The sequence below is a fragment of the Intrasporangium calvum genome (assembly GCF_028446585.1).
GTDB lineage: Bacteria > Actinomycetota > Actinomycetes > Actinomycetales > Dermatophilaceae > Intrasporangium > Intrasporangium calvum_A.
The window spans coordinates 14,207-34,669 of record NZ_JAPFQL010000015.1 but is presented as its reverse complement, the minus strand read 5'-3'; the positions used below and the strand labels follow the sequence as shown (position 1 = coordinate 34,669).

Genomic DNA, 20,463 nt, shown 5'->3' with positions numbered 1-20,463 from the left:
GCCCGATGTCCCGCTGCCCCCATCCGACCAGAGTCGATGTGGTCTGGCCTGATACGTCCCGGACGAGAAAGTTTCCGCCGGTGCCGGGCCGCCCCGACGTATCACTGGCGGCGCGGCCGGCCTCTGCACTGCCAGAGCCGGGACTGCGCCGGGCAGCGGTGACGAGTGGGGGAGCGTGATGGTCGACTACGTGCCGGGGCGACTGCTCGTCGCCGGGTTCCCGCGCACTGACGAGGCACCCTGGCTCGTCGAGCTCCGCGCGGCCCTGGCCGAGCTGGGGGTCGCGGTGCGGCTGACCCGGTCGAGTCGCCGGCGGATCCGCGACCTGCGATCGACGCGGGGACCGGCGCTCGAGCTGCTCGACGCGATCTGGGTGTCCACGGCAGTGCTGGCGCCGCTGGACGGGGCGACCGGGACCCCGGCGGCCCCGCAGGCGTGGTGGGTCATCGAGCGGCTGCGAGCGCGGCGTCCCGGGCTGGCGGCACGGCTCTCCCTCGTCGAGGTGCGGCGACCGGCCACCATGGGGCCCGCGCCCCTCGGGCCGATCGGCGTCGGGGTCCCCGCCTAGGGGGACGTCACGTCGACCCCACCCCGGAGCACCCGCACCGGTCGGGTGATGGCAGTGGGGTCCTGGTCGAGGCGGCCGGCGATGACGAGCAGGTCCGCGCTCGAGCCTGGACGCACTCGCCCGGCCCGCAGGCCCAGCCCGAGCGCCTCCGCAGCGCGGGAGGTCGACATGGCCAGCGCTTCGGCGATCGGGAACCCGGCCAGCTGCACGGCCTGGACGATCGCGAGCGGGAGCACGTCGTGCGGCTTGGGCGGTCCGATGCCCGCGTCGGTGCCGAGGATGCATCGCACCCCGGCCTCACGCAGGGCCTGGATGTGCGCGACCAGCGCCGGCATCCGGGAGGCGATCGCCGGCAGGAGTGCCGCCCCGGGGACGGCGCCGGCGGTGAGCGACACGACGACCTGGGACTCGGCGAGCCGCCTCACGAGCTGCGGGTCCTGGGCGATGCCGTCCGCCGTCATGAAGCTGCAGTGCTCGATCGTGTCCACCCCGGCGGCCGCGGCATCGGCCACGCCGCCTGTCCCGTGCGCGTGCGCGGCCACGGGCAGCCCCGCGCCGTGGGCTGCGGCGACGACGGCGCGCAGTTCCGGCAGCCCGAACTGCGACTCGTGCGGTGCGGACCCGGCCGTGACGTTGCCACCGGTCGCCATGACCTTGATGACGTCCACGCCGGCCTCGTCGAGCCGGGCGACCGCCGCCGCGAGTCCGGCCGCGTCCGCGCACTCGCCGCCGAGGAACCAGCAGTGCCCGCCCGGGGTGGTGAGGGCGGGTCCCGATGCGAGGACGGTCGGTCCGGCGGTTGTCTGGCGGGCGGTCTCCTCGCGCAGGTCCAGGCCGACCCGCCCGCGGCTGCCGAGGTCCCGGACCGTCGTCACCCCGGCGGCGAGGGCGCGCCGGGCGTTGGTCCTGGCCCGGTCGAGCAGCTGCGGGTCCTCGTGTGCCTCGTGCCAGCCCAGAGGATCGGGTGAGCAGTCCCAGCTGAGGTGCTGGTGCGAGTCGACGAGGCCGGGGACCACGGTCGCGTCGCCGAGGTCCTCGACCGTCACGGCGCTCGCGTACTCGCCAGGCTCGCTGACTGCCACCACCGTGGGCCCGTCGACGACCACGTCGCCAGGGCCGTGGAAGTGCTCGCCGTCGAAGACCTGCGCGGCGCGGATCACGTGCATGACGCTCCTCCCTCCGGGAGCATCAGGTCCGGCCCCCTGAAGGCAGTGTCGGCCGGATGGGGCCGCCCCGCGCCCCCTTTCGCTGAATCCGGGCCTCTCAGGCTTCTCTCAGGAAGGTTAGGTTAGCCTCACCTACATGTTCGCCAGCAACGCCCTCATCGGCCTGCGCGAGGGGCTCGAGGCCGCCCTCGTCGTCGTCATCCTCGTCGCCTTCCTCGTCAAGACCGGCCGCCAGTGGGCCCTGCGCTGGGTGTGGCTCGGCGTGGGGACCGCCGTGCTCCTCTCGGTCGTCCTGGGCGCGGTCCTCACCTACGGCACGAGCCGGCTCTCCTTCGAGGCCCAGCAGGTGATCGGCGGCCTCGCCTCGATCCTCGCCGTCGTCTTCGTCACCGGCATGGTCTTCTGGATGCGCTCCGCGGCCCGGACGATCTCCGGCGAGCTCAAGGGCCGTCTCGACCGCGCCCTGGACCTCGGACCGGTGGCCGTCGCGCTCGTCGGCTTCCTCGGTGTCGGGCGGGAAGGTCTCGAGACGGCGATCTTCTTCTACGCGACGACCCAGGCCGCCGGGCGCGGGAACGTCCAGCCGCTTCTCGGCTGGGCCCTCGGTCTCGCCGGCGCCATGCTCCTCGGCTGGCTCATCTACAAGGGGGCCGTCCGGATCAACCTCACGAAGTTCTTCCGCTGGACCGGCATCCTCCTCGTCGTCGTCGCCGCCGGCATCCTCGCCTACGGCCTGCACGACCTCCAGGAGGCCGGCCTCGTGCCCGGCCTCAACACGATCGCCTTCGCCGTCAGCGCCGTCATCGCCCACGACGGCTGGCTGGGCAACCTGCTGCGCGGCATCTTCAACTACACGCCCCGTCCGACCGTGGTCCAGGCCGTCGCGTGGACGCTCTACGTCGCGGTGATCCTCACCCTGTTCCTCCGGCCCCAGCGCGCCACGACACCGCAACCGCAACCCACGGCGGAGGCCACCCCCCACTCGAGCCAGCCGGCCGCAGCGAGCTGAGCCCAGCGGCATACGGGCCGCACTTCCTCCCCACCCAACTCACCCAGGAGAACCATGTCCCGATCCCTCCACGCCCTCCTGTCCGCGACGCTGGGGGCGGCTGCGCTCACCGCCTGCAGCGCCGCCGAGGCGAGCGACCCGCCCGCCGACCCCCGCTCCATCACGGTGACCGCGAGCGACACCGGCTGCGCGCTGAGCGCCACGACGGCGCCCGCCGGCACCATCAGCTTCGGCATCGTCAACACCGGCACCAAGGTCACGGAGTTCTACGTCTACGCGGACGGCGACCGCATCGTCTCCGAGGTCGAGAACCTCACTCCGGGCCTCAAGCGCGAGCTCATGGTGGAGCTGGCCGAGCCGGGCACCTTCACGGCGGCCTGCAAGCCCGGCATGGTCGGCGACGGCCTGCGCACCGAGTTCACCGTCACGGGGACGGCGGCCAAGGGGAGTGCCGACGAGAAGGTGGCCCAGGCGATCGCCGACTACCGGAAGTTCGTCGCCGCGCAGGCCGACGAGCTCCTCTCCGGCACGGCGGACTTCGTGGCCGCCGTCAAGGCCCGCGACGTGGACAGGGCCAAGGAGCTCTACCCCACGGCCCGCCTCCCGTGGGAGACGATCGAGCCCGTCGCCGAGAGCTTCGGCGACCTCGACCCGCGGATCGACGGCCGTGAGGACGTCGTGGAGGACGGCATGGAGTTCACCGGCTACCACCGCCTCGAGAAGGACCTCTGGGTCGACGGGCTGCAGGACGACTCGAGCGCGATCGCGGACCGGCTGCTCGCCGACGTCACCGAGATCGTGCGCCTCAGCAAGACCGTCGAGCCGACCGCGCTGACCATCGCCAACGGTGCCAAGGCGCTGCTCGACGAGGTCGCCACCGGCAAGGTCACCGGCGAGGAGGAGCGCTACTCGCACACCGACCTCTGGGACTTCCGCGGCAACCTCCAGGGCTCGCAGTCCGCGCTCGAGACCCTGCGGCCGGTCATCGCAGCGCGCGACGCGGCACTCCAAGGGGCGCTTGATGAGCGCTTCGGCGACCTGAACCAGCTCCTCGAGTCACACCGCGTCGACGGGCGTTTCGTCTCCTACGAGGCGCTGACCGGCGCCGACGTCAAGGCGCTCACGGTCGCCCTCGACGCGCTCGCCGAGGAGGTCGCGAAGGTCCCCGGCGCGGTGGCCGCCCCGTGACCGGGATGCCTGCGCCCACCCGCCGTGGCCTGCTCGTCGGCGGCGCTGCCGTCGCCGGCGCGGTCGCGTCGACCGCCAGTGGGTATGCCGCTGGGCGCGCTTCCGGAGACAGCCCGCCGTCAGGCGCGGGGCCGGCTCTCGAGGCGGCGGTCCCGTTCCACGGTCCCCATCAGGCCGGCATCGTCACGCCGGCCCAGGACCGGCTGCACTTCGTCGCCCTCGACGTCGTGACGAAGGACCGGGCTGCGCTCGTCGACCTGCTCCAGCGGTGGACGAGGGCCGCCGAACGGATGACCGCGGGGGCCGAGGCCGCTCCGGGTGGACTCGTCGGTGGCGGGCCACATCGCGCACCGGAGGACACGGGCGAGGCCTACGGGCTGCCCGCCTCGGGGCTGACCCTCACGATCGGTTTCGGCCCGTCGCTCTTCGACGACCGCTTCGGCCTGGCCGACCGCAGGCCTGCTGCGCTGCAGGAGCTGCCGGCCTTCCGTGGCGACCAGCTCGACCCTGCGCGGTCGGGCGGCGACCTGTGCATCCAGGCGTGCGCCAACGACCCGCAGGTCGCCGTCCACGCCGTGCGCAACCTCATCCGGCTCGGCTTCGGTGTCGTGTCGGTCCGCTGGTCGCAGCTCGGCTTCGGCCGCACCTCGTCGACGTCGACGACGCAGGCGACGCCCCGGAACCTCTTCGGCTTCAAGGACGGCACCAACAACCTCAAGGCCGAGGACCCGGAGGGGCTCGCCGAGCACGTGTGGGTGTCGCCCTCGGACGACCCGGGAGCCGGCGCCTGGCTGGCGGGCGGCTCCTATCTCGTCGCCCGCCGGATCCGGATGCACATCGAGGTCTGGGACCGCACGCCGCTGCTGGAGCAGGAGGAGATCTTCGGCCGCGACAAGAAGGTGGGGGCTCCCCTGGGCGGGACGGGCGAGTTCGACGCGCCCGACTTCACCGCGAAGGGGGCGGACGGCGGGCCGTTGATCCCCGCCGCCGCGCACGTGCGCCTGGCCCACGCGAGCCAGCTGAACGGCATACGGATCCTGCGTCGGGGCTACAACTTCACCGACGGCACCGACGGCGTCGGCCACCTCGACGCGGGACTGTTCTTCCTCGCCTACCTGCGGGATCCGGGCTTTCAGTTCGTGCCCATGCAGCGGGCGCTGGCGGCCCAGGACGTGCTCAATGAGTACATCGAGCACACCGGGTCCGCCGTCTTCGCCTGCCCACCCGGCACGCAACCCGGGCAGTGGTGGGGTCAGCCACTCTTCGCCTGACGGCCCCCATCGCTCAGGCGATGGGGACGCGGACGGTCAGCGCCGCCGGGCGCACCGAGGCGTTGATCTCGGTTGCCTCGCCGACCACGTCACCGTCGACCTGGACCGGCAGCGGATGGTCCACGCGGACGCGGATCTCGCGACAGACCTTGTGGTCGAGCGTCGAGTGGCCCTTGCGCTGGCGGGTCAGCACCCGCGCGATGACCGGCGCCCAGCCGACGAAGCCGCGCGGGGACGCGATGACGACGTCGAGCCGCTCGTCGTCGACCTTGGCGTCAGGCATGAGGACCAGCCCACCGAGCAGGCGGCCGCAGTTGCCGATGACGACGGCGCGGGCCCGGCGCTTGAACTCCGGCTCGGAGTCGAGCCGGACCTGCGTCCGGAACTCAGGCGACACGAGGTGCTTGAAGCCGGAGAGCAGGTAGGCCGGCCATCCGACGCGCTGCTTGAGCGCCTCGTTGGTGTCGCCCATGATGCGCGCGTCGAGGCCCATGCCCGCCATGACGAGGAACTGCTGCGTGTCCAGCCGGCCGCCGTCCACCGGCTGGCCGTGCGCGTCCATCGCGCCGATGACGAGCTCGCCGACGTCGATGCGCCGGTTGCGCCCGGTGAGCGCCACGCGCACGGCGTCGTCGAGGGCGTCCACCGGCAGGTCGAGGTTGCGGGCGAGCAGGTTGCCGGTGCCGGCCGGCAGGATCCCGAGGGGAGTCTCCGTGCCGATGAGGGCGCAGGCCACGGCCCGGACGGTGCCGTCGCCCCCGAGACTGCACACGACACTCGCGCCCTCGGCCACCGCCTCCTCGGCCTGGCCGGTCCCGGGGTCGGCCACGGTCGTCTCGTAGAAGAGCGGGTCGCCCCAGCCGCAGGCGTGCGACGTCGACGTGATCCGCTCGCGGATCATCGGCAGGTCCGCGAACTTCGTCGGGTTGATGACGACGGCGGCGCGCTTGAGCGTCGAGTTGCGCTGACGGGAGCGGAACTGGTCGCGGTTGGGGCGTCCGCGGCCCCGGCGGCGCCGGAGCGCCGTCGTCGAACGGGCCGCCGTCCGCATGCCGAGGACCAGAGCCACGGCGAGTGCCAGCACGACGATGCCGACGATGATCCACGGCAGGTAGTCGTTGGGCACCCGAAGAATCTACCGGAGCGTAAGTCGACCCCCTCCCGCGTCCTACGCTGTGGGCATGAGCGACGCGCGCCTGCAGCCCACCGATCCCGGCCCCGCCACTCCCGACACCGCCGACTGGACCTGGGTCCTGGCGCGTCCCTGCCGCGACTGCGGCTTCGACCCCGAGGACGTGTCGGCCGACGGTGTCCCCGAGATCCTGCTCGACGCCAGGACGCGCTACCTGCGGGTCCTCGAGCGCGACGACGCCGGCGTCCGGCCCGCGGAGGGAGTCTGGTCCCCGGTCGAGTACTGCGCCCACGTCCGCGACGTCTGCGACGTCATGAGCGCCCGCCTGGAGCAGATCCTGGCCGGTGGCGGGGAGAAGGTGCAGTTCGCCAACTGGGACCAGGACGCCGCAGCGCAGGAGAAGGCCTACTGGCGGTCCGACCCGGCCGTGCTGCGCGGCGAGCTCGAGGTGGCCTTCGACGCCGCCGCCGCGACCTATGCGCGGCCCACGCCGTCCCAGTGGTCCTGGCCGGGGCTTCGGAGCAACGGCTCCGCCTTCACCGTCGACACCCTCGGCCGCTACTTCGTCCACGACGTGCTCCACCACCTCTGGGACGTCCGGGGATGAGTGCCGTGGGAGGCGCCGTGTCCACCCACGTCCTTCCCGAGGCACGGGTGGCGGACCCGCGAGAGGCGCCGGCGATCCGCTGGGGGATCCTGGCGCCGGGAGGCATCGCCAACGAGTTCGCTGCCGCAGTGGCCTCCGGGACCGCGTCCACGGTCGTGGCGGTCGGCTCGCGGAGCGAGCAGCGCGCCCGCGACTTCGCCGGGCGGCACGGCGTCCCCCGGGCCTACGGCTCCTACGCGGAGCTCGTGGCCGATGACACCGTCGACGCCGTCTACATCGCCTCGCCCCACTCCGAGCACCACGACCATGCGCTCCTGGCCATCGAGGCCGGCAAGCCGGTGCTCGTGGAGAAGGCGTTCACCCGCAACGTCACCGAGGCCCGGGCCGTCATCCGCGCCGGCGCCGACCGAGGGCTGCTCGTCGCCGAAGCCATGTGGGCCCGCTACCTGCCGCACTACGACGTCGTCCGGCAGGTCGTCGACGACGGCCTCCTGGGCGACGTCGTCCTCGTCCGGGCCGACCACTCGCAGCGGCTCTTCCCCGACGGGCCGGACCGGCTCGCGCTGCCGGAGCTCGCGGGCGGCGCCCTCCTCGACCTCGGTGTCTACCCGGTCGCCTTCGCCGACCACCTGCTGGGGCCGCCGGCCTCGGTGGCCGCCCGCGGCTCCCTCACCGAGCTCGGGGTCGACTCGACGGTCGGCATCGTCCTCGCCTACGCCTCCGGCGCGGTCGCCGTGCTGACCAGCTCGATGCTCGCGCGGACGCCGTGCGGCGCCGAGATCGTCGGCACCGCCGCCCGGCTCGAGATCGACGGGCCGTTCTACTCACCCACCGGGATGCGGCTGCTCAGCCCCGCCGGAGAGGTGCTCGCCGAGCGGCCCGGTGCCCTCCCCGACCCGCTGCGTGGCTTCAGCTACCAAGCGGCAGAGTTCGCCCGGTGCCTCGCCGCCGGCAGCCGGGAGAGCAGCTACGTCCCGCACGCCGCGACGCTGCGGGTCATGTCGACGATGGACGAGATCCGGGCCCAGGTCGGGGTGCGCTACCCCGGCGAGTGAGCGGGGGCACCCAACCCGGCTCAGCGGCATACGGGCTCGCGGTGGCGTCGTGCGCCCCTGACGCGATGTGGCGCACGACCGACCCTCCGGAGCCGGGCACCCAGTGAATGCGCTCCGCGAACTCGCAAGGGGCCTCGGTGCACGGGCGGCACTCCCGTGCCCTAGGGTGCTCTAGCGCCAACCCGGTCGTGAGGGCGCGTGACCGCGAAGGTCACTCAGCGGCATACGAATCGAGGTTGTGCCTTGGGCCTGTTCCTGAACGCTGCCTTTGACGGCACCTCCTGGACGGAGAGCGACGAGGTTCAGGAGCCGAGCAGCCTCGGCAACGGGCTCACCGTCTCCGTCCACGACAGCGACATCGTCTGGGTCAGCTATGCCCCGAGCGGACCGGGTGAGGGCGTCGCGTGGCTGCACCTCACGGCGCGCGCCTGCTTCGGCGACGACTCGATCCCGCCGACGGACCCCGACCGCGAGGCAGCCGGTCTGACGGAGTGGCTCGCCAGCAACTGGGATCCCGCGGGCGAGGTGGATGACCTCCCTGAGGTGGTGCGCGGGTTCGTCGTCGGCGACGACGACCGGCCCGAAGAGGGCGCCTCACCGTTTGCCGAGGAGACGCTCGTCAGCTTCCTGCGGGCGGTGCGACTGCCGGTGCCACCGACTCTGGCGTGACCCTGCGCGTTCACCAGAACGTCACGGCGTAATCCGTCGTGGCCGGTGAACCCGGCCTAGCGTGGACCCCATGCGCACGCGCCACCGACTCACCCGTCTCCTCGCAGCGAGCGTGGCCGCTGCGACCGCGGCGATCGGCTTCGCCACCCTGCCCGCCGCCCAGGCCGCCGACCCACCCGGGAAGCCCGACATGGATGTCCGCTTCGCCACCTTCAATGCCTCGCTCAACCGCAACGTCGCGGGCCAGCTCGTCGAGGACCTGTCGACCCCGGACAACGCCCAGGCCCAGGCCGTCGCTGAGATCATCCAGCGCACGAGCCCCGACGTCCTGCTCGTCAACGAGTTCGACTACTACGAGGACGGCGTCGCGGCGGAGCTCTTCCGCGACAACTACCTCGCGGTCTCGCAGAACGGCGCCGACCCCGTCGACTACCCCTACTACTTCGTCGCGCCGTCCAACACCGGCATCCCCACCGGTTTCGACCTCAACAACAACGGGGTCGTCGGCGGCGGGGACGATGCCTACGGCTTCGGCCTCTTCCCGGGCCAGTACGGCATGGTCGTCTACTCGAAGTACCCGATCGACACCGACGCGGTCCGCACCTTCCAGCACTTCCTCTGGAAGGACATGCCGGGCAACCTCCTGCCGACGGAGTTCTACTCCCCGGAGGAGCAGGACATCCTGCGCCTGTCGAGCAAGTCGCACTGGGACGTGCCGATCACCGTCGACGCCCGGACCGTCCACTTCCTCGTCAGCCACCCGACGCCGCCGACGTTCGACGGACCCGAGGACCGCAACGGGCGCCGCAACAACGACGAGATCCGCTTCTGGGCGGACTACATCGGCTCGCCCGCGGGCTCGTCCTACATCTACGACGACGAGGGCGGCACCGGCGGGCTGCGGCCCGGCTCGCTGTTCGTGATCGCGGGTGACCAGAACTCCGACCCCAACGACGGCGACTCCGTCGAGGGCTCGATCGAGGCGCTGCTCGACCACCCGAAGGTCAACACGTCCGTGACCCCGTCGAGCGAGGGCGCCGTCGAGGCGAGCCTGCTCCAGGGCGGTGCGAACCTCTCCCACACCGGCGACCCGGCCCACGACACGGCCGACTTCAACGACAAACCGGCCCCCGGCAACCTCCGCGCCGACTACGTCCTGCCGAGCACGGCGCTGCGCATCCTCGACGCGGGCGTCTTCTGGCCGGTCCAGGCCGACCCGCTGTCGCGGCTCACCGGCACCTACCCCTTCCCGTCGAGCGACCACCGGCTCGTCTGGGTCGACGTCCGTCTGCCCCACCACCGCTGAGGCACAACGCATTTCGTATGCCGCTGAGCTGGCTCCCGCTGTCCGTGACAGCGGGAGCCAGCTTGGTTCTCGAGCGGCCGACCCTGACCGGCCTCAGGGTCGAGTCCGACCAACGTAGGGGTCGGAATCAGGCTCATGACTGATGTGCCGCCGGCCCGGGCGCGGGCAGGGTGGGCCCATGATCCACGTTGACCGACTGACCAAGCGATACGGTCCCTTCACGGCCGTCGACGACATCTCCTTCGATGTGAAGCCCGGCCAGGTGACCGGCTTCCTCGGCCCCAACGGCGCCGGCAAGTCCACCGCGATGCGCATCATGGCCGGCCTGACGCCCGCCACGTCGGGCACCGCCACTGTCCTCGGGCGCGCCTACGGGCACCTGCCCAACCCGGGCCGCCACGTCGGCGTCCTCCTCGACGCCTCGGCCCAGCACGCCGGTCGCACCGGCCGCGAGGTCCTCACCCTGAGCGCCATCATGATGGGCGTCGACCGCAGGAGGGTCGACGAGATGATCGAGCTGGTGGGCCTCACCGACAAGGAGGCGGCCCGCCGCGTCCGCAACTACTCGCTCGGCATGCGCCAGCGCCTCGGCATCGCCAACGCCCTCCTCGGCGACCCGGAGGTGCTCATCCTCGACGAGCCGGCGAACGGCCTCGACCCCGCGGGAATCCGCTGGATGCGTGACCTGCTCCGCGGCTACGCGAACCGCGGCGGCACGGTGCTGCTCAGCTCGCACCTGCTCAACGAGATCGAGCGCGTCGCCGACGAGATCATCGTCATCGGGCACGGCCGGATCGTCGCCCAGGGGACCAAGGACGAGCTCCTCAGCGGGGCCGGCACGTATGTCCGGTCCACGGACGACCAGGCCCTCGCGTCGGCGCTCGCCCTCGAGGACGTGTCGGCCTCGCCGGCCGCCACCGGTGGCCTCCACGTCGACGCCGAGCCGATGACGGTCGGCCAGGTCGCCGCTGCCGCCGGCGTCGTCCTCGTCGAGCTGCGTGCGGGCGACAGCCGGGGCCTCGAGGAGATGTTCCTCGAGCTCACCGCCGCGACGGCCCGCGAGGAGGTGGCGGCATGAGCACCACGGTGACCGCTCCCATCTCCCCGACGACGGAGTCCGCGCTTCCCGCCACGGCCAAGGTGCCGGAGCGCATCCCGGGGGAGCGGCCCACGGCGGGCATCCCCTTCGGGCGGCTGCTGGCGGTGGAGCTGCGCAAGATGGTCGACACCCGGGCCGGCCGATGGCTGCTCATCGGCATCGGGGCCATCATCGCGATCGCCCTCACCATCATGTTCTTCAACGAGTCCGGCCATCACCGCTTCGAGGAGTACCTCCAGGCCACGACGATGCCGATGGCGATCCTGCTGCCGGTCGTGGGCATCCTCGCCGTCACGGCCGAGTGGTCACAGCGGACGGGGCTGGTGACCTACACGCTCGAGCCGCGACGGTCCCGCGTCACCTGGGCGAAGTTCCTCGGCGCCATGCTCGCGGGTGCCGCGGCGATGGCGCTGTCGATCGCGCTGGCGGCGGTCGTCCACCAGGCCGCGATCACCATCCAGGGCTACGGCGGTGACTGGTCGATCGACGGCGACACCCTCCTCGGCGCCTCGCTGTTCGTCCTGCTGGGGATCGCCCAAGGGCTCGGCTTCGGGATGCTGCTGCGCAACACGCCGGCCGCGATCGTCCTCTACTTCGTCCTGCCGACCGCGTGGGCGATCCTCGGCGACATGGTCAGCTGGCTCGACGGGGCCGCGAGCTGGCTCGACCTCAACCGCACCATGAACGCGCTCTTCCTCGTCGACTCGATGAGCGGCGAGCAGTGGGCACAGCTGGGCACCTCCGTGGCGGCCTGGGTCGCCCTCCCGGTGGCCGTCGGCATGTGGATGCTCCACCGCGCCGAGGTCAAGTAGCCCCACCCCCAACGCCACACACCCGCTTGTCGAGTCCACCCGTCGCCTGCAGACGGCCTGGTCACGCGGCAAGGGGGTGTGTTGCGTTGGTCAGCGGGGCTCAGGGGTGGGCACGCTGAAGCCGTAGGGCAGCTCGAGGCGGTGCCGGGCCATCAGCCCGGCGTCGGCGAGGACCGCACTCGTCGGGCCGTCGGCCGCGATGACCCCGCCCGAGAGGACCACGGCCCGCTCGCACAGCTCCAGTGCGTAGGGCAGGTCGTGGGTCACCATGAGGACGGTGACGTCGAGGGACCGGAGGATCTCGGCGAGCTCGCGCCGCGAGGCCGGGTCGAGGTTGGAGGACGGCTCGTCGAGGACGAGGATCTCCGGCTCCATCGCCAGGACGGTCGCCACGGCCACCCGCCGCCGCTGGCCGAAGGACAGGTGGTGCGGCGGCCGGTCGACGAACTCCGCCATCCCGACCTGGTCGAGGGCGTGCCGCACGCGCGCGTCGAGCTCGTCGCCCCGGATGCCGAGGTTGGCCGGCCCGAAGGCCACGTCCTCCCGCACGGTCGGCATGAAGAGCTGGTCGTCCGGGTCCTGGAAGACGATGCCGACACGGCGGCGGATCTCGGCGAGGTTGGCCCTGGTGACCGGCAGACCCGACACGGTGACCGCACCGGCGCCGGCGGTGAGGATGCCGTTGAGATGGAGGACCAGAGTGGTCTTGCCGGCGCCGTTGGGCCCGAGCAGGGCGACTCGCTCACCGCGGGCGACCTGGAGGTTCACGCCGAAGAGTGCCTGGTGGCCGTCCGGGTAGGCGTAGGCGAGCCCGTGGACGTCGAGGACGGGGGCGGCGCTCATGCGGCCACGACCGCGACCGCAGTGACCAGCCCGGCCAGGACCGGCAGCGCACCACCCGCAGCCCACTGCGACCCGCTGGCGGCGAGCGGTCGGAGGCTGGGCAGCCGTCCCGTGAAGCCGCGCGACAGCATCGCGAGGTGGACCCGCTCCCCGCGCTCGTAGGACCGGATGAAGAGGGCGCCCAGCGTGGCACCGAGGGCCGGCCACCGCCGCACGGACCGGGCCCGGAACCCCCTCGACTCCCGCGCGATCCGCATCCGGGCGAGGTCGGCGGCGACGACCTCGGTGTAGCGCAGCATGAAGCTCATGATCTGGACCAGCGGCTGAGGCAGCCGCAGCTTCTCGAAGCCGGCGACGATGTCCCGCCCCTCGGTGGTCGCCGCCAGGAGCAGCGAGGCGAGGACGCCCAGCGTGCCCTTGGCCAGGAGGGCGCCTGCCGCGGCCAACCCGGGCTCCGAGACCTCGACGGGTCCGAGCGCCATCCGGGGCCCGGCCGCAACGAACGGCAGCACGAGCGCGAACACGACGAACGGCACCTCGATGACCATGCGTTTCGCCAGGTGCGCCAAGGGGACCCGCGACAACAGGACGGCACCGGCGAGCGCAAGGAGGTGAGCGGCATACGGCCAGAAGACGCCTGGGGGAGTGGCCACGACCGCGATGACGAACCCGACCAGGGCCACGATCTTCACGTGTGCAGGGAGCCGGTGGACCGGGGAGTGGCCGTGGAAGTGGAGGAGGTGGCCGTGAGGGGCGCCCATGCTCAGTCGCCGCCGCGGCGACGGAGGGCGAGGAGGAGGGCACCCATGAGCAGGCCGGTGACGAGCACCCCGATGACGCCCGCGAGCCCACCCGAGATCCGCGCGTCCTCGACGCCGTCGGTCCGGTAGTCGGCGAGCGGACCGCCCGCCGCGGCATGCTCCTGGGCGGTCTCGGCGAAGCCCAGCGTCTGTGCGACGTGCTCGAGCCCGTCGGGGCTGCTCGAGGCGAACCACGACAGCACCCCTGCGACGAGCAGGCTGACCGCCAGCGCGACGACAGCGAAGCGGCGCAGGGTCATGCCGCCGCCCCGTCACGGATCTCGAGCGGCTTCCGCTCGATGGCGCCCCGGGCCCCGGCCACGAGGTCCGGCCGGACGGCGAGCACCGACGCGACGACGAGGGTCGTGATGAGCGCCTCGCCGATGCCGATGACGGCATGCCACGTCACCATCGCGGTGAGGACGGCACCGATGGGCAGCTGGGCCTGACCGCCGGCAGCGAAGAGCGCGACGAAGGTCGCAGCCGTCGCGGGGACGCTCAGGTAGGCACCGAAGGCCGCCGCGACCGTGACCGACCGGCGCGACAGGCGGGACCGGGCCAGCACGGCCCGGGCTCCCCGGAACCCGAGCCAGCCGACCCACACGCCGACGAGGGCCATGAGGACGACATTGGTGCCGAGCGCGGTGATCCCGCCGTCCGCGAAGAGGAAGGCCTGGACGATGAGGACCACGGCGAGGGCGAGGGTGGCGAGCCAGGGGCCGGCGAGGACGGCGGCGAGGGTGCCGCCGAGGAGGTGCCCGGAGGTGCCCGCCCCGACGGGGAAGGTGATCATCTGACCGGCGAAGACGAAGACGGCCACGAGCCCCGCGATGGGGGTGGTGCGCTCGTCGAGGTCCCGGCGGGCGCCGCGCAGCGCGGCGGCCACTCCTGCGGTGGCGACGACGGCGGTCGCGACCGAGGTCGGGACGTCGAGGAAGCCATCGGGCACGTGCACACCTGGAGTCTAGGCTCACATGCGACTGGGTCGCATGTGCCGTCTCAGGGGTGGGCGGTCGGCTCCGGCCGTTCCGCGTCACGGCGCGCGATCTCGGCGCGCACGTCGTGCTCGCGCCGCCGCAGCCGGGCGAGGCGGGCCGTCCGGCCGGGGCCCGGTCGGTAGCCGCCCGTGGACAGTTCCTCGTTGATCCGGTCCTCGATGAGGCGCAGGGTCGCCCGGAGCGCGGCCAGCGACGCCGTGGCCAGGTCCAGGCCCGGTTCGCGTTCGGCCCCCGTGGTGTGAGGAGCGTCATCCGTCACCTCTGGTACATACCCGCTGCCGTCGCGCTCCTCACGGCGACCCCGCTGCCGTATGCCGCTGGGCCCGGTCCCGCTCCATCGTGCGCCGGGCGACGGCGGGCTGACTAGGCTGGCTCCGTGATCGACATCAAGCTCCTGCGCGACGACCCGGACCGGGTTCGTGCCTCGCAACTGGCCCGTGGAGAGGACCCGGGGATCGTGGACGCGATCCTCGCTGCCGACGAGCGCCGGCGATCGTCCCTGGGCGAGTTCGAGTCGCTGCGCGCCGAGCAGAAGGCGGTCAGCAAGGACGTCGGGGCCGCCATGGGCGCCTTCCAGCGGGCCAAGAAGGCCGGTGCGCCCGACGCGGAGCACCTCGAGGCGGTCGCGCACGCCGCGCGCACCAAGGCCGCCCACCTCAGCGACCAGGTGAAGGCCCTCGAGGCCAACGCCGACGAGGCGGGCGCCGAGCTCGAGCGCCTGCTCCGCAAGGTCGGCAACGTCATCATCGAGGGGGTGCCGACCGGTGGGGAGGACGACTACGTCGTCCTCGAGACCATCGGGACGCCGCGCGACTTCGCGGCCGAGGGGTTCGAGCCGCTTGACCACCTCGCCCTCGGTGAGCGGCTCGGCGCCATCGACATGGAGCGCGGCGCCAAGGTCGGCGGGGCTCGGTTCTACTACCTGACCGGCGTCGGGGCGCTCCTCGAGCTCGCCGTGCTCAACATGGCGATGGCCCAGGCCACCGCCGCCGGGTTCACCCCGATGATCACCCCGACGATGGCCCGCCCGGAGATCATGCTCGGCGCCGGCTTCATCGACGCGCACGCCGACGAGGTCTACCGGCTCGAGGCCGACGACCTCTACCTGACGGGCACGTCGGAGGTCGCCCTCGCCGGCTACCACGCCGACGAGATCATCGACCTGTCGGCCGGGCCGAAGCGCTACGCCGGCTGGTCGGCGTGCTACCGGCGCGAGGCGGGCTCGCACGGCAAGGACACCCGCGGGATCATCCGGGTGCACCAGTTCCACAAGGTCGAGATGTTCAGCTACTGCCGGCCGGCGGAGGCCGAGGCGGAGCACGAGCGCCTGCTCGCCTGGGAGCGCGAGATGCTCGCCAAGATCGAGGTGCCCTACCGCATCATCGACACTGCGGCCGGAGACCTCGGCAGCCCGGCCGCGCGGAAGTTCGACTGCGAGGCGTGGGTGCCGACGCAGGGCAAGTACCGCGAGCTCACGTCGACCTCCAACTGCACGACCTACCAGGCGCGCCGGCTGGGCACCCGCGAGCGCGACCCCAACGGGTCGGGGACGCGCACCGTCGCGACCCTCAACGGCACGCTCGGCACGACGCGCTGGCTCGTCGCCATCCTCGAGAACCACCAGCAGCCGGACGGCTCGGTCGTGGTGCCGCAGGCCTTGCGCCCGTTCCTCGGCCTGGACGTGCTCGAGCCGATCGCCTGATCCGCCGACGAAGGGCGCGCGCTGGACACCCTGGCCCAGCGCGGCCTGACGTGCTCGGTGTGCATCGAGACCGCGCTGGCGGATCTCGACCACTGATCCTGACCTTCCGGCCCGAGCTGTGCCACGCTCGACCCATGGCGTCGTGCGCCTCGACGGAGCGGAGGACCTTGTGACCAGCCACCAGCACAACGAGCACTCGCGGGACGTGCACCCTCACCATGTCGGCGCCCGCCCGCTCGCCGAGCGGATCGCCGTCTCACCCGTCCCGGGCGGGCCGCTCGACTCCGCGGCCGGGCTCGCGCGCCTGGGAGAGCTCGGCGTGGCGGCAACGGAGCTCGGCCCGCCCGGCTTCCTCCCGGAGGATCCGCAGGAGGCTGCCCGGCTGCTCGCCGATGCGGGGCTCGAAGCGGCCGGACAGGTCGTGCCGGTCGTCCTCGACGATCCGGCGGCCGACCCGCTGGCGGAGCTGGAGCCGACGCTGGATCGGCTCACGGCGACCGAGGCGTCCACCCTGGTCGTCGTGGCGCCGCGATCGGGCGACCCCGCGTCGAGCCGGGATGACGACGGCGCTCGGGAGACGCTGCTGCGCAACGTCGACCGGGTCGCCGAGGCAGCGGAGGCCCGGGGGCTGACGGCTGCCCTGTGCCCTCGGGTGGGCACGGCGGTCGAGCCCGGGGATGACACGCAGCGGGTCCTGGACGGCAGCCGCATCGGCCTCTGCCTCGACACCGGCGCCGTGCTGGAGGCCGGCGGCGACCCGGTCGCGCTCGCTCGGAGGCATGCGCGCCGCATCGCGCATGTGCACCTGCGTGGGGTGGCGTCAGGCGATCTCGACGTCGCCGGCTTGGTCAGCGCGCTGGAGGACGCCGGCTACGACGGGTGGTACGTCCTCCAGGACGACGAGGTCGAGGAGGCCCTGGACCACCTGCTCGCCCTCGCGGCCCAGTGGTCGGGCGTGGGCACCTGACCATGTGGCACCGCCGCTTCGGGACCACCTCGCGTGATGGCTGGGACGTCGTCATCGAGCCCGATGCGTCCGGTTGAGAGCACACCGGGCTGTATGCCGCTGAGCTGGCTCCCAGCGAGTCGCGCACTCTGGTGGGGCGTGGGCGTGAGTTCGTGGTCGTGCCCCTGAGCGGGTCCGTCGAGGTGGCCATCGACGGTCCGGCAGGGCCCGCGGAGGTCAGGCTGGCCGGCCGGGACTCGGTCTTCTCCGGGCCGACGGACGTCGCCTACGTCCCGCCCGACTCCACGCTGGCGATCACCGGCGTCGGCCCGGGTCGGACCCGCGTCGCCGTGGCGTTCGCCGTGACGGCGCGTCCGGGTGCGCCTCAGTCCTTCCGCCACGTCGCCATGGACGACGTGCCGGTCGAGCGTCGTGGAGCGGGTGCCACGGCAGGGGAGGTGCGCGACCTGGGAGTCCCGGGTGTCCTCGACGCCGACTCGATCATCGTGCGGGAGGTCGTCACGCCGGCCGGCTGCTGGAGCTCCTGGCCGCCGCACAAGCACGACGAGGAGAGATCGGGCGAGGAGACCCAGCTCGAGGAGATCTACTACTTCGAGGTCCAGCCGAGCGGCGGCGGCCCGTCCGACTCCACCACCGGTATGGGCTTCTTCCGCGTCCACGGCACCGACGAGCGGCCGATCGAGGTCCTCGCGGAGGTGCGGAGCGGCGACGTCGTCCTCGTGCCGCACGGCTGGCACGGCCCGGCGATGGCGCCGCCCGGCTACGAGCTCTACTCCCTCAACGTCCTCGCCGGGCCCGGCCCGGACCGGGTCTGGCTGGCCCGGGACGAGCCGGAGCACGCCTGGCTGCGAGACGTGTTCCGCTGAGAGGAAAGCCGCTCGCGTGACCCTCGGTGCTGGTCGACGCTCGGATGACCCAGGCAAGCCGACCTGAACCCGAGGGAGTGTTCCATGATCGTCTGCCACTGCGCCGTCGTCACCGACCGGGACCTCGCCGGGGCCTACTCCGGCGGCGCGACGACTCTCGCCAAGGCCTGCCAGTCGACGGGAGCCGGCCGCCAGTGCGGCTCCTGTGTGCCCTCGGTCAGGCGCCTCCTGTGCGAGCCCGCCACCAGCCACTCGTCCCGTCCTGAAGCGAGTCGCTGAGGCGACGACGACGTCGCAACGCTGCGTCCCGTTTTGGGTAAGGGAGAGCCAGGAGTCTGGCGTCCAGACCAGGAGAGGAGTGCAGCCATGGGAGCAGGAGTCACGCTGGCGGTGATCGGGGCGATCCTGGCCTTCGCGGTGCGGGCGGATCCCGACGGCATCAGCCTGCCCACGGTCGGCGTCATCCTCATGATCGCCGGGGGCCTGCTGATCTTCCTCTCGAGGCGGGACCACCACCGCAAGGTCATCACGAGCGTCGAGCCCGACGAGGACCCGCGCCAACCCCCGCACGTCTACACCGAGGGCGGCCTGCGGGACCTCGACGACTGAGACCGCCCGGACGGACCGGGCGCCGGTCCGGATAGCGTGTCGCCATGGCCCTGCGCATGCTCGCCCTCGACCTCGACGGCACGACGCTCAACCACATGGGTGAGCTGTCCGACGCCGTCCGCGACGCCGTCACCGCCCTTCCGGACGAGGTCATCGTCGTCGTCGCCACGGGCCGCTCGGTCATCGCCACCAACCCGGTGCTGGACGCGCTCGGCGTCACCGCGGGCTTCGCGGTCTGCGCCAACGGCGCCGTCACCATCGAGCTCGACCCGCAGGCGCCCTCCGGCTACGCCATCGTCGACACCGTCACCTTCGACCCCAAGCCCGTCCTCGAGCGGCTCCGGGTGGCGTTGCCCGAGGCCCGCATCGCGGTCGAGGAGCTCGGGGTCGGCTTCAAGGTGAGCCGGCACTTCCCGGAGGGCGAGCTGATGGGCCAGACCCGAGTCGTCGACTGGGACGAGCTCGTCGCACACCCCGTCACCCGTGTGACCCTGCGCCAGCCGGAGGCCACGGCCGAGGAGTTCATGGAGATGGTCGAGCGGGCCGGCCTGCACGGCGTCTCCTACGCCGTCGGCTGGTCGGCCTGGCTCGACATCAACCCCGAGGGCGTCAGCAAGGCGTCGGCGCTCGAGCTCATTCGCCGCCGCATCGGCGTGGAGCCGATCCACACGGTGGCCGTCGGCGACCAGCGCAACGACCTCGAGATGCTGCGCTGGGCGGCGTGGGGCGTGGCCATGGCCAACGCGCCGGACGAGGTCAGGGCGGTGGCTGACGAAGTCACCGGTCACGTCGACGAGGACGGCCTCGTCCCCGTCGTCGAGGGCCTGGCCGAGGCGGCCCGCAACGGCACGCCCTTCCGCGACGGAGTGCCGTCCAGGGCCTCCGGCCGGCTGCCCGGCTAGGTGTCGGCTAGGTGCCGGCGCCGCCGTCGGGCATTGCCTCCGGGGGCGTGACCAGCCCCGGGTCGGCGTCAGGGGCCCAGACGCGGTCGAGGGTGGCGTCGAACCACGGCCCGAACACCTCCACACCTCCCGCCAGCGAGAACGTCAGCCAGGCCGCGGCCAGGCCCAGCGCCGGCCCCACGACCAGCCGCTCCGTCAGGTGGTCGGTGCTGAGGCGCGCGTAGTTGAACCGGTGACGGTGCACCGGCCAGAAGAGGGGACAGCCCTGCACCGTGGCCATGTCGCCGAGGACGTGCGCCGAGGCACCGATGGCGACCGCCCACGGCACCACCTCGACCTGGAACGAGTCCATCAGGGCACCGCGCGCAAGGAGCGCCCCCACGACGAGACACATCACGGTGTGCCCCACGGTGGCCCGGACCATGTTGAGGCGGAGCGCAGCCGAGGCCACCGCGAAGAGGAAGGCCAGGAAGAGCCCGAGCGGGAGGCCGCCGATCTGCGTCAGCAGCGCGGCGAAGCCGGTGAAGCAGGTGATGCCCAACAGCGAGTGGGTGCCGTTGCGATGCCCGCCCGACGCCGCCCCCACCACGCGAGACACGAACCACGACACCGGGCCCACGGACCGGGCGATGGTCCCGTGCCGGTGGTCGAGATCGGGCAGCATGGCGGCCCCGGCGCCGACGACGGCCGCCACGGGGATGGCCCAGCCGTCGACGGCAACGCCGTGCTCCCGCAGCACCGGCACCAGGGCCAGGACCGCAACCGCCCCAGACGTCGCATGCGTCCTACCGAGCATCGTTGACCCCCAGCACGAGCGAACCACCAGTAGAGCAGAACCCCACTGGGACAACAGATCTCACGACACCCCTCACGCCGCGCAGGCTATCGGTCGAT

Annotated in this window: 24 protein-coding genes; 16 read left to right on the top strand and 8 right to left on the bottom strand. The window is 72.6% G+C overall.

Translation table 11 applies throughout. The features are described from left to right. Nucleotides 1–178: 178 nt before the first annotated feature. Nucleotides 179–568 (top strand): hypothetical protein, encoded by a 390-nt coding sequence (locus tag OO014_RS05440; protein WP_272461266.1) that lies wholly within the window; start codon nt 179–181, stop codon nt 566–568. On the opposite strand, the gene OO014_RS05435 is transcribed toward OO014_RS05440, so the two are convergent. Beyond that, nucleotides 565–1,734, bottom strand: coding sequence for an amidohydrolase family protein (locus OO014_RS05435; RefSeq protein WP_272461265.1), 1,170 nt, complete (start codon nt 1,732–1,734; stop codon nt 565–567). The two genes, OO014_RS05440 and OO014_RS05435, sit on opposite strands and share 4 nt — an antisense overlap. Before the next feature lie 136 nt (nt 1,735–1,870). Between OO014_RS05435 and efeU the strand changes: the two genes are divergently transcribed. Genes efeU through efeB form a run of 3 tightly spaced genes read left to right on the top strand, consistent with a single transcriptional unit; the run spans nt 1,871 to nt 5,202 of the window. Then, complete coding sequence (gene efeU / locus OO014_RS05430) at nt 1,871–2,743, top strand: iron uptake transporter permease EfeU (RefSeq protein WP_272461264.1); 873 nt, start codon at nt 1,871–1,873, stop codon at nt 2,741–2,743. Between the two features lie 54 nt (nt 2,744–2,797). Next, nucleotides 2,798–3,931, top strand: a complete 1,134-nt coding sequence (gene efeO / locus OO014_RS05425; protein ID WP_272461263.1) for an iron uptake system protein EfeO — start codon at nt 2,798–2,800, stop codon at nt 3,929–3,931. A 5-nt stretch (nt 3,932–3,936) separates the two neighbouring features. Further along, on the top strand, nt 3,937–5,202 hold the full coding sequence (gene efeB, locus OO014_RS05420; RefSeq protein WP_272461262.1) for an iron uptake transporter deferrochelatase/peroxidase subunit: 1,266 nt from the start codon (nt 3,937–3,939) through the stop codon (nt 5,200–5,202). Nucleotides 5,203–5,215: 13 nt separating this feature from the next. Here the strand turns inward: efeB and OO014_RS05415 are convergent, their stop codons facing one another. Continuing rightward, nucleotides 5,216–6,328 (bottom strand): diacylglycerol/lipid kinase family protein, encoded by a 1,113-nt coding sequence (locus OO014_RS05415; RefSeq protein ID WP_272461261.1) that lies wholly within the window; start codon nt 6,326–6,328, stop codon nt 5,216–5,218. 55 nt (nt 6,329–6,383) lie between these two features. Between OO014_RS05415 and OO014_RS05410 the strand changes: the two genes are divergently transcribed. The 6 genes from OO014_RS05410 (at nt 6,384) to OO014_RS05385 (ending at nt 11,882) form a co-directional block, all read left to right on the top strand. Then, nucleotides 6,384–6,941: a DinB family protein gene (locus OO014_RS05410; RefSeq protein WP_272461260.1), complete on the top strand. Its 558-nt coding sequence runs from the start codon at nt 6,384–6,386 to the stop codon at nt 6,939–6,941. Then, a complete protein-coding gene (locus tag OO014_RS05405; protein ID WP_420485478.1) occupies nt 6,938–7,996 on the top strand; it encodes a Gfo/Idh/MocA family protein in 1,059 nt (352 codons plus the stop codon). Before OO014_RS05410 ends, OO014_RS05405 begins: the two co-directional genes overlap by 4 nt. A 243-nt stretch (nt 7,997–8,239) precedes the next feature. After that, a complete protein-coding gene (locus OO014_RS05400; RefSeq protein ID WP_272461258.1) occupies nt 8,240–8,665 on the top strand; it encodes a hypothetical protein in 426 nt (141 codons plus the stop codon). 70 nt (nt 8,666–8,735) lie between these two features. Beyond that, on the top strand, nt 8,736–9,971 hold the full coding sequence (locus OO014_RS05395) for an endonuclease/exonuclease/phosphatase family protein (RefSeq protein ID WP_272461257.1): 1,236 nt from the start codon (nt 8,736–8,738) through the stop codon (nt 9,969–9,971). Between the two features lie 178 nt (nt 9,972–10,149). Continuing rightward, complete coding sequence (locus OO014_RS05390; protein WP_272461256.1) at nt 10,150–11,049, top strand: ABC transporter ATP-binding protein; 900 nt, start codon at nt 10,150–10,152, stop codon at nt 11,047–11,049. Then, nucleotides 11,046–11,882 carry an ABC transporter permease subunit gene (locus OO014_RS05385; RefSeq protein WP_272461255.1) on the top strand — a complete coding sequence of 279 codons (837 nt, stop codon included), beginning with the start codon at nt 11,046–11,048 and terminating at the stop codon, nt 11,880–11,882. The genes OO014_RS05390 and OO014_RS05385 overlap by 4 nt, the downstream gene beginning before the upstream one ends. A gap of 90 nt (nt 11,883–11,972) precedes the next feature. On the opposite strand, the gene OO014_RS05380 is transcribed toward OO014_RS05385, so the two are convergent. Genes OO014_RS05380 through OO014_RS05360 form a run of 5 tightly spaced genes read right to left on the bottom strand, consistent with a single transcriptional unit; the run spans nt 11,973 to nt 14,782 of the window. Further along, a complete protein-coding gene (locus tag OO014_RS05380; RefSeq protein ID WP_272461254.1) occupies nt 11,973–12,725 on the bottom strand; it encodes an energy-coupling factor ABC transporter ATP-binding protein in 753 nt (250 codons plus the stop codon). Beyond that, nucleotides 12,722–13,486 (bottom strand): cobalt ECF transporter T component CbiQ, encoded by a 765-nt coding sequence (cbiQ, locus tag OO014_RS05375; RefSeq protein WP_272461253.1) that lies wholly within the window; start codon nt 13,484–13,486, stop codon nt 12,722–12,724. Before cbiQ ends, OO014_RS05380 begins: the two co-directional genes overlap by 4 nt. Nucleotides 13,487–13,488: 2 nt before the next feature. Next, entirely contained in the window at nt 13,489–13,785 is a 297-nt protein-coding gene (locus tag OO014_RS05370) for a PDGLE domain-containing protein (protein ID WP_272461252.1), read from the bottom strand. Then, a complete protein-coding gene (locus tag OO014_RS05365; RefSeq protein ID WP_272461251.1) occupies nt 13,782–14,480 on the bottom strand; it encodes an energy-coupling factor ABC transporter permease in 699 nt (232 codons plus the stop codon). The genes OO014_RS05370 and OO014_RS05365 overlap by 4 nt, the downstream gene beginning before the upstream one ends. 44 nt (nt 14,481–14,524) lie before the next feature. Then, nucleotides 14,525–14,782 carry a hypothetical protein gene (locus tag OO014_RS05360; protein ID WP_272461250.1) on the bottom strand — a complete coding sequence of 86 codons (258 nt, stop codon included), beginning with the start codon at nt 14,780–14,782 and terminating at the stop codon, nt 14,525–14,527. Nucleotides 14,783–14,899: 117 nt separating this feature from the next. Here OO014_RS05360 and serS point away from each other — a divergent pair, with 117 nt between their 5' ends. The 6 genes from serS (at nt 14,900) to OO014_RS05330 (ending at nt 19,569) form a co-directional block, all read left to right on the top strand. After that, nucleotides 14,900–16,225 (top strand): serine--tRNA ligase, encoded by a 1,326-nt coding sequence (gene serS, locus OO014_RS05355; protein ID WP_272461249.1) that lies wholly within the window; start codon nt 14,900–14,902, stop codon nt 16,223–16,225. 169 nt (nt 16,226–16,394) lie between these two features. Beyond that, nucleotides 16,395–17,192 (top strand): sugar phosphate isomerase/epimerase family protein, encoded by a 798-nt coding sequence (locus OO014_RS05350; protein ID WP_272461248.1) that lies wholly within the window; start codon nt 16,395–16,397, stop codon nt 17,190–17,192. 131 nt (nt 17,193–17,323) lie between these two features. Continuing rightward, nucleotides 17,324–18,058 carry a 5-deoxy-glucuronate isomerase gene (locus OO014_RS05345; protein ID WP_272461247.1) on the top strand — a complete coding sequence of 245 codons (735 nt, stop codon included), beginning with the start codon at nt 17,324–17,326 and terminating at the stop codon, nt 18,056–18,058. Between the two features lie 84 nt (nt 18,059–18,142). Further along, nucleotides 18,143–18,337: a (2Fe-2S)-binding protein gene (locus OO014_RS05340; protein WP_272461246.1), complete on the top strand. Its 195-nt coding sequence runs from the start codon at nt 18,143–18,145 to the stop codon at nt 18,335–18,337. A gap of 87 nt (nt 18,338–18,424) precedes the next feature. After that, nucleotides 18,425–18,667, top strand: coding sequence for a hypothetical protein (locus OO014_RS05335; protein ID WP_272461245.1), 243 nt, complete (start codon nt 18,425–18,427; stop codon nt 18,665–18,667). 44 nt (nt 18,668–18,711) lie between these two features. Continuing rightward, a complete protein-coding gene (locus tag OO014_RS05330; protein ID WP_272461244.1) occupies nt 18,712–19,569 on the top strand; it encodes an HAD family hydrolase in 858 nt (285 codons plus the stop codon). Nucleotides 19,570–19,576: 7 nt separating this feature from the next. Here the strand turns inward: OO014_RS05330 and OO014_RS05325 are convergent, their stop codons facing one another. After that, nucleotides 19,577–20,365 (bottom strand): metal-dependent hydrolase, encoded by a 789-nt coding sequence (locus OO014_RS05325; RefSeq protein ID WP_272461243.1) that lies wholly within the window; start codon nt 20,363–20,365, stop codon nt 19,577–19,579. Nucleotides 20,366–20,463 lie beyond the last annotated feature (98 nt).